Genomic DNA, 5,475 nt, shown 5'->3' with positions numbered 1-5,475 from the left:
GACCAGCCCGCACAGGGCGGCCCAGCCGTGCGCGCCGTCCCGGGCGAGGAAGACCGCGCGCGGCGCGGACTCGTCGACGAAGGCGCCGCCGCGCACGGGGGTGCGCAGACGGTGTGCGGACGGCCGCGGCGGCTCGTCCCGTACGGCCAGGTCCACGCCGAAGACCGGGCGCACCCCGGCCCCGGCGCTCGCCCTGGCGAACCTGACCGCCCCGGCGAGGGTGTCGCGGTCGGTGAGCGCGACGGCGTCCATGCCGCGCTCGGCGGCGCGCTCGGCCAGCCGCTCGGGGTGCGCGGCGCCGTACCGCATCGAGAAGCCGGATGCGGTGTGCAGGTGCGTGAACGTGTTGAGCCCGGCCATCGCACCTCCTGCTGTTCCTGTCACCCCCTGGCCGAAAACCGCCCTCTCCATCCACCATAAACCACACTCTCGAACATTCGTGCGAACGCGTGTGCGAGGCGGTGTACGGGGTGGTGTGCGAGGTGGTGTGCGAGGTGGTGTGCGAGAGGTGTGCCGGGGGTTCGATCACCCGGACAGCCCGCACCGCCTGCGGCGGCCCCCCGCACCCCGCAGGCTCGGGGCATGCCCTCATTCGCCCAGGAACTGCGCAGCGCGGTGACCACCCGGGCCGCGGTCCTGGTGATCGGCGCCCTGGTGCTCCAGCTCGCCTTCATCGCCTCCTACGTCGGCGCCTTCCACAGCCCCCGGCCGAAAGAGGTCGCCCTCGGCCTCGTCGCCCCCCGGCCGATCGGCGCGCAACTGGAGGAACGGCTCGACAGGCTGCCGGGCAGGCCCCTGGACGTGCGCACGGTGGACGGCGGCGAGGCCGCGGCCACCGCGCAGATCCGCAACCGCGACCTCGACGCCGCCCTCGTCGTCGACCCGCGCGGCACCACCGACACCCTCCTCGTCGCCGGCGGCGCGGGCGCCTCCCTCGCCCAGGCCACCGAGGCGGTGCTCACCCGCGCCGAGGCCGTGGAGGGCCGCACCGTACGGGCCAGGGACGTCGCGCCCGCCGCGGCCGGCGACGCCCGCGGCCTGACCGCGTTCTACCTGGTGGTCGGCTGGTGCGTCGGCGGCTACCTGTGCGCCGCGATCCTCGCCATCAGCGCGGGCGCCCGCCCCGCCAACCCGCACCGGGCCGTCATCCGGCTCGGCGCCCTCGCCCTCTACGCGGCGGCTGCCGGCCTGCTCGGGACCCTCATCGCGGGCCCGGTCCTCGACGCGCTGCCCGGCAGCGTCCTCGGACTGTGGGGCCTGGGAACACTGGTGGTCTTCGCCGTCGGAGCGACGACGCTCGCCCTCCAGGGCCTCGCGGGCATCGTCGGCATCGGCCTGGCCATCGCGATCGTGGTGGTCCTGGGCAACCCCAGCGCAGGCGGCGCCTACCCGTACCCCCTGCTCCCGCCCTTCTGGAACGCCATCGGCCCGGCCCTCCCCCCGGGCGCGGGCACCTGGTCCGCCCGCTCGATCGCCTACTTCCGCGGCAACGGCATGACGGTCCCCCTGCTGGTCCTGTCGGCGTGGGCGGTGGCGGGGACGGCGGTGACGATGGTGTGTGCGGGGGCGCGGGGGCGGGAGCGGGGGGAGGACGTGGCCTGACGGAGAGGGCGTGCGATCCCGGAGCAGGCGCGCCCGGGCGGGCGGGTGGGCCCCGCCCCTGCTGAGGTGCTCTGCTGCCGTCTTGGGTCACTTATCCGCCGCCCTACGGCACACGTCGGTTGGTTTCCGGGCCCAAGTGCGTCCTGCAGCGCCGGGTGCACCCCTCTTGTCCCGGCCCATCCGGTCGCGGATGCTTGCCCCACTACGTCGTCGTCATCGCCGTCGCCATCCATCGTCACCCTCACCATCACCCAGCGGGGGACCCTCATGGCTCACCGGATCGGCCGCGCCCTCGGGCGCCGTGTGTCGGCTGCGGCCGTCACCGCCGTCACCACGTTCACCGCGGCCGTCGTCGCCGCGACGTCGGCCGCGCCCGCCGGTGCGACCGGCGCACCTGCCTTTCTGGAGGCCGGGGAACTGCCCCCGCACGCCGGGTCGGTGTGGCACGCCGGGCCCGTGACGAGCGGGGTGCCCGACCCCGTGCCCTTCTGCGTGGGGGAGGCGCTGCCGGGCGCGACGTCGAGGTTCCGTCAGTTCTGGACGGACGTCGACACCAACGCCCAGCAGGTCACCGTGGTGGAGCGCGACGAGGCCGCGGCGCGGGGCCTGGCCGCCCTCCTCGACCGTGCGGTCCGGCAGTGCCCCGCCAAGGTGCAGCAGCAGGACCCGGACGTCACTGCGAAGTGGCGTGACTACGGTCGCGTCGACGCCGAGGAAGGGGCCCGCGTCCACGGTGTGCAGACCACGCACGCCCAGACCGGCAACGACGTCCACCTGTTCGCCGTCGGCCGCGACGGCAGAACGGTCACCGTCGTCCACTGGGGCGAGATGGGCACGTTCGCGCACGCGCCGGTCACCGCGTTCAAGGAGACGACGCGCACGGCGGTGGAGAAGCTGTACTGACGCCCGCCCGTACGCACGCCTCAGTGCGGCAGTTCCGTCCCCTTCGCCATGGGACGCGAAGACGGCCGCGCGGAGCCTACGCCCGCCCCCGCGCCCTCCTGAGGGACGAGAAGCCCAGCGACGCTGCCCCCAGCACCACCGGTATCAGCAGCAGCACCCCCGAGAAGGCCAGCACCCCGGCCGTCAGCAAGGAACTTGCCACCGCCGCGTACCGGAGCCACGTGCGGCGGGGGAGGAGGGCCAGGGCCGAGAGGAGGCCGGCCAGGGTGACCGAGGCGAGGCAGGTGGACGTCGCGCGCATGAGGCCGTCCAGGTCCGTCGTGCCCAGGGAGGCGATCGCGCCAACCCCGGTGCAGGCGACCGCCAGGACCGCCAGGCTGCGCCGGGGGACTTCGCCGGTGCCGCCGCCGTGGGAGAGCCAGCGCGGGGGCGCGCCGTCGCGGCAGAGGGCGGCGCCGAGGCGGGAGGCGCCGGCGAGGTAGGTGTTGACCGCGCCGAAGGTCAGGAACAGGGCGGCCACCGCGGCGATCGGCCGGGCGGCGGTGCCCGCGCTCTGTGCGAGCAGGTCGGTCAGCGGGGTGTCCGTGCCGGCGGCGGCCGGGCCGAGGGCGCCGATCGTCGTCACGGCCAGGACGAGGTAGAGGACCGAGACGACCGCCAGGGTGTACGCCGTCACCCTCGGCAGGTCGCGGGCCGGGTTCGCGAATTCGCCCGACAAGTGGCTGGCCGCCTCCCAGCCCGCGAAGGCGAAGAACAGCACGCCCGCCGCCGAGCCCACCGAGCCCCAGCCGTGCGGCATGAACGGGGTGAAGTGCGCGGACGTCATGTGCGGCGCCGCCGCGACCGCCGCGCCCAGCAGCACCGCCGCCAGCAGGGCGACGAGCAGCAGCTGCACCCGCCCGGACAGGTGCAGGCCCACGCAGTTGGCCGCGAACGACGCCGCGATGACCACCGCTCCGATCGCCGCGGCCGCCGTGGATCCCCGTCCCAGCGCCCCCGCCACGTACTGACCGCCGATGAGGGCCGCCGCCACGACACCGATCGGCACGGCCCCGTAGAACCACCAGCCGACCGCCGCCGCGGCGCGCGGTCCGGCCGCCCGGTGGACGAAGGTGGCCACGCCGCCGCCGTCCGGGAACCGGGCGCCCAGCGCGGCGAACGAGAGCGCCACCGGCACGCTCGTCACGAGCAGGACCAGCCAGGCCAGGATCGAGGCCGGGCCGGCCGCGTCGGCGGCCAGGGCGGGCAGGGCCAGGACGCCGGGGCCGAGGACGGCGCCGGCGCACAGGGCCGTGCCGCTGCCGATGCCCAGCCGTCGAACGGACGGCCGGGCAGGGGCGGGGGTATGGGTGGTTCGTACGGTCACGGGGGCTGAAGCTAGCCGTACCAGTGGGGGAAAAGGGGACTCGCCGAACGAAATTCGGTGCGTGCGGCATCATGTGCCCCTATGGACGACATAGATTCGGCGATCGTCAGGGAACTGCAGCGTGATGCACGGCAGACCAACCGCGACCTCGCCCGCACCCTCGGCATCGCCCCCTCCACCTGCCTGGAGCGGGTGCGGGCGCTGCGTCAGCGGGGTGTGATCACGGGGTACCGCGCGACGGTCGACCTGGGAGCGCTGGGACGGCCGGTGCAGGCGCTGCTCTCGGTGCGGATCCGGCCGATGAGCCGGGAGGTCATCGAGGGCTTCAAGGCGTACCTCATCGGGCTGCCGGAGGTGCTCAACGTATACGTCGTGGCGGGCGGCGACGACTTCCTCGTCCACGTCGCCGTGCCCGAGGTCGACGACCTGCACAGCCTCCTCATGGACCGCTTCTCCGGGCGCCGTGAGGTCGTGGACTTCCGCAGCTCCGTGATCTACCAGCACGTGACCAAGGACGTGGTGGGGCCGCTCGTGGCAGGGTGACGGCATGGACGCAAGCAGCCCTACGGACCCGAGTCGCCCCACGGGCGCGGGCAGCCCCCGTACCCCTGCCCTCGACCTCATCCGCACCGTGGTCGACCCCGGCAGCTGGAGCTGCTGGGACGAACCCGTCGGCGTCACGACGGACGACCCCGCCTACCGCGCCGACCTCCTCGCCGCCCGCGAGCGCACCGGCCTCGACGAGTCGGTCGTCACCGGCGAGGGCCGGGTGCGCGGCCGCCGAGTGGCCGTCGTGGCCTGCGAGTTCCGGTTCCTGGCCGGGTCGATCGGCGTCGCGGCGGGGGAGCGGCTGGTGCGCGCGGTGGAGCGGGCCACGGCCGAGCGGCTGCCGCTGCTCGCGGCGCCGGCGTCGGGCGGCACCCGGATGCAGGAGGGCACGGTGGCCTTCCTGCAGATGGTCAAGGTCACCGCCGCCATCACCGACCACAAGGCGGCGGGCCTGCCCTACCTCGTCCACCTCCGGCACCCCACGACGGGCGGCGTCCTCGCCTCGTGGGGCTCGCTCGGCCACCTCACCTCCGCCGAGCCGTGCGCCCTCATCGGCTTCCTGGGACCGCGCGTCCACGAGGCCCTGTACGGCGAGGAGTTCCCGCCGGGGGTCCAGCTCGCGGAGAACCTGCTGGCCCACGGCCTGGTGGACGCGGTCCTGACGGCAGAGCAGCTGCCGGGGATCGTCGGGCGGGCGCTGGCGGTGCTGTGCGACGACCGCCGGTCCGGTGTGCGATCCGACGACCGTTCCGGCGTGCATTCCGATGTGCGTTCCGGCGAGTACCCCATGACGGCCACGCCCTCCGTCGTCCCTTCCGCTGTCCCTTCCGCGGTCCCCTCCTCCATCGTCCCCTCCGCCGCCGAATCGATTCGCCGCTCCCGCGACCCCGAACGGCCCGGTGTGCGCGAGCTGCTGGACGCCGCGGCCACCGACGTCACCCTCCTCAGCGGTACGGGCGCGGGGGAGCGCGACCCGGGGATGCTCCTCGCGCTCGCCCGCGTCGGCGGTACGCCCTGCGTGGTGCTCGGCCACGACCGCGGCAGCCGTCACGACG

Annotated in this window: 6 protein-coding genes; 4 read left to right on the top strand and 2 right to left on the bottom strand. The window is 74.9% G+C overall.

Annotated features, from left to right (window positions below):
• On the bottom strand, positions 1-360 hold a 360-nt coding region (locus V7793_RS32595), incomplete at its 3' end, for a PHP domain-containing protein (RefSeq protein ID WP_336013310.1).
• Positions 361-582: 222 nt separating this feature from the next.
• Here V7793_RS32595 and V7793_RS32590 point away from each other — a divergent pair.
• The gene (locus V7793_RS32590; protein WP_336013309.1) at positions 583-1,602 is read left to right on the top strand and encodes a DUF3533 domain-containing protein; all 1,020 of its coding nucleotides are present in this window, start codon (positions 583-585) and stop codon (positions 1,600-1,602) included.
• Positions 1,603-1,869: 267 nt separating this feature from the next.
• Positions 1,870-2,505 carry a hypothetical protein gene (locus V7793_RS32585; RefSeq protein WP_336013308.1) on the top strand — a complete coding sequence of 212 codons (636 nt, stop codon included), beginning with the start codon at positions 1,870-1,872 and terminating at the stop codon, positions 2,503-2,505.
• A gap of 76 nt (positions 2,506-2,581) precedes the next feature.
• Here the strand turns inward: V7793_RS32585 and V7793_RS32580 are convergent, their stop codons facing one another.
• Positions 2,582-3,871, bottom strand: coding sequence for an APC family permease (locus V7793_RS32580; RefSeq protein ID WP_336013306.1), 1,290 nt, complete (start codon positions 3,869-3,871; stop codon positions 2,582-2,584).
• Between the two features lie 81 nt (positions 3,872-3,952).
• On the opposite strand from V7793_RS32580, the gene V7793_RS32575 reads away from it, so the two are divergent.
• On the top strand, positions 3,953-4,414 hold the full coding sequence (locus V7793_RS32575) for an Lrp/AsnC family transcriptional regulator (protein WP_336013305.1): 462 nt from the start codon (positions 3,953-3,955) through the stop codon (positions 4,412-4,414).
• A gap of 4 nt (positions 4,415-4,418) precedes the next feature.
• Positions 4,419-5,475 (top strand): carboxyl transferase domain-containing protein (locus V7793_RS32570; RefSeq protein WP_336013303.1); only part of this gene is annotated, 1,057 nt, incomplete at its 3' end.

Source organism: Streptomyces sp. KLMMK (assembly GCF_036961605.1).
Lineage (GTDB): Bacteria > Actinomycetota > Actinomycetes > Streptomycetales > Streptomycetaceae > Streptomyces > Streptomyces telluris.
This window is presented reverse-complemented; position numbering and strand designations above follow the sequence as displayed.

Bases quoted from the DNA above. Each gene is read 5' to 3' on its own strand.
- V7793_RS32590 (WP_336013309.1), top strand. From the start codon at position 583: ATGCCCTCATTCGCCCAGGAACTGCGCAGCGCGGTGACCACCCGGGCC.
- V7793_RS32585 (WP_336013308.1), top strand. From the start codon at position 1,870: ATGGCTCACCGGATCGGCCGCGCCCTCGGGCGCCGTGTGTCGGCTGCG.
- V7793_RS32575 (WP_336013305.1), top strand. From the start codon at position 3,953: ATGGACGACATAGATTCGGCGATCGTCAGGGAACTGCAGCGTGATGCA.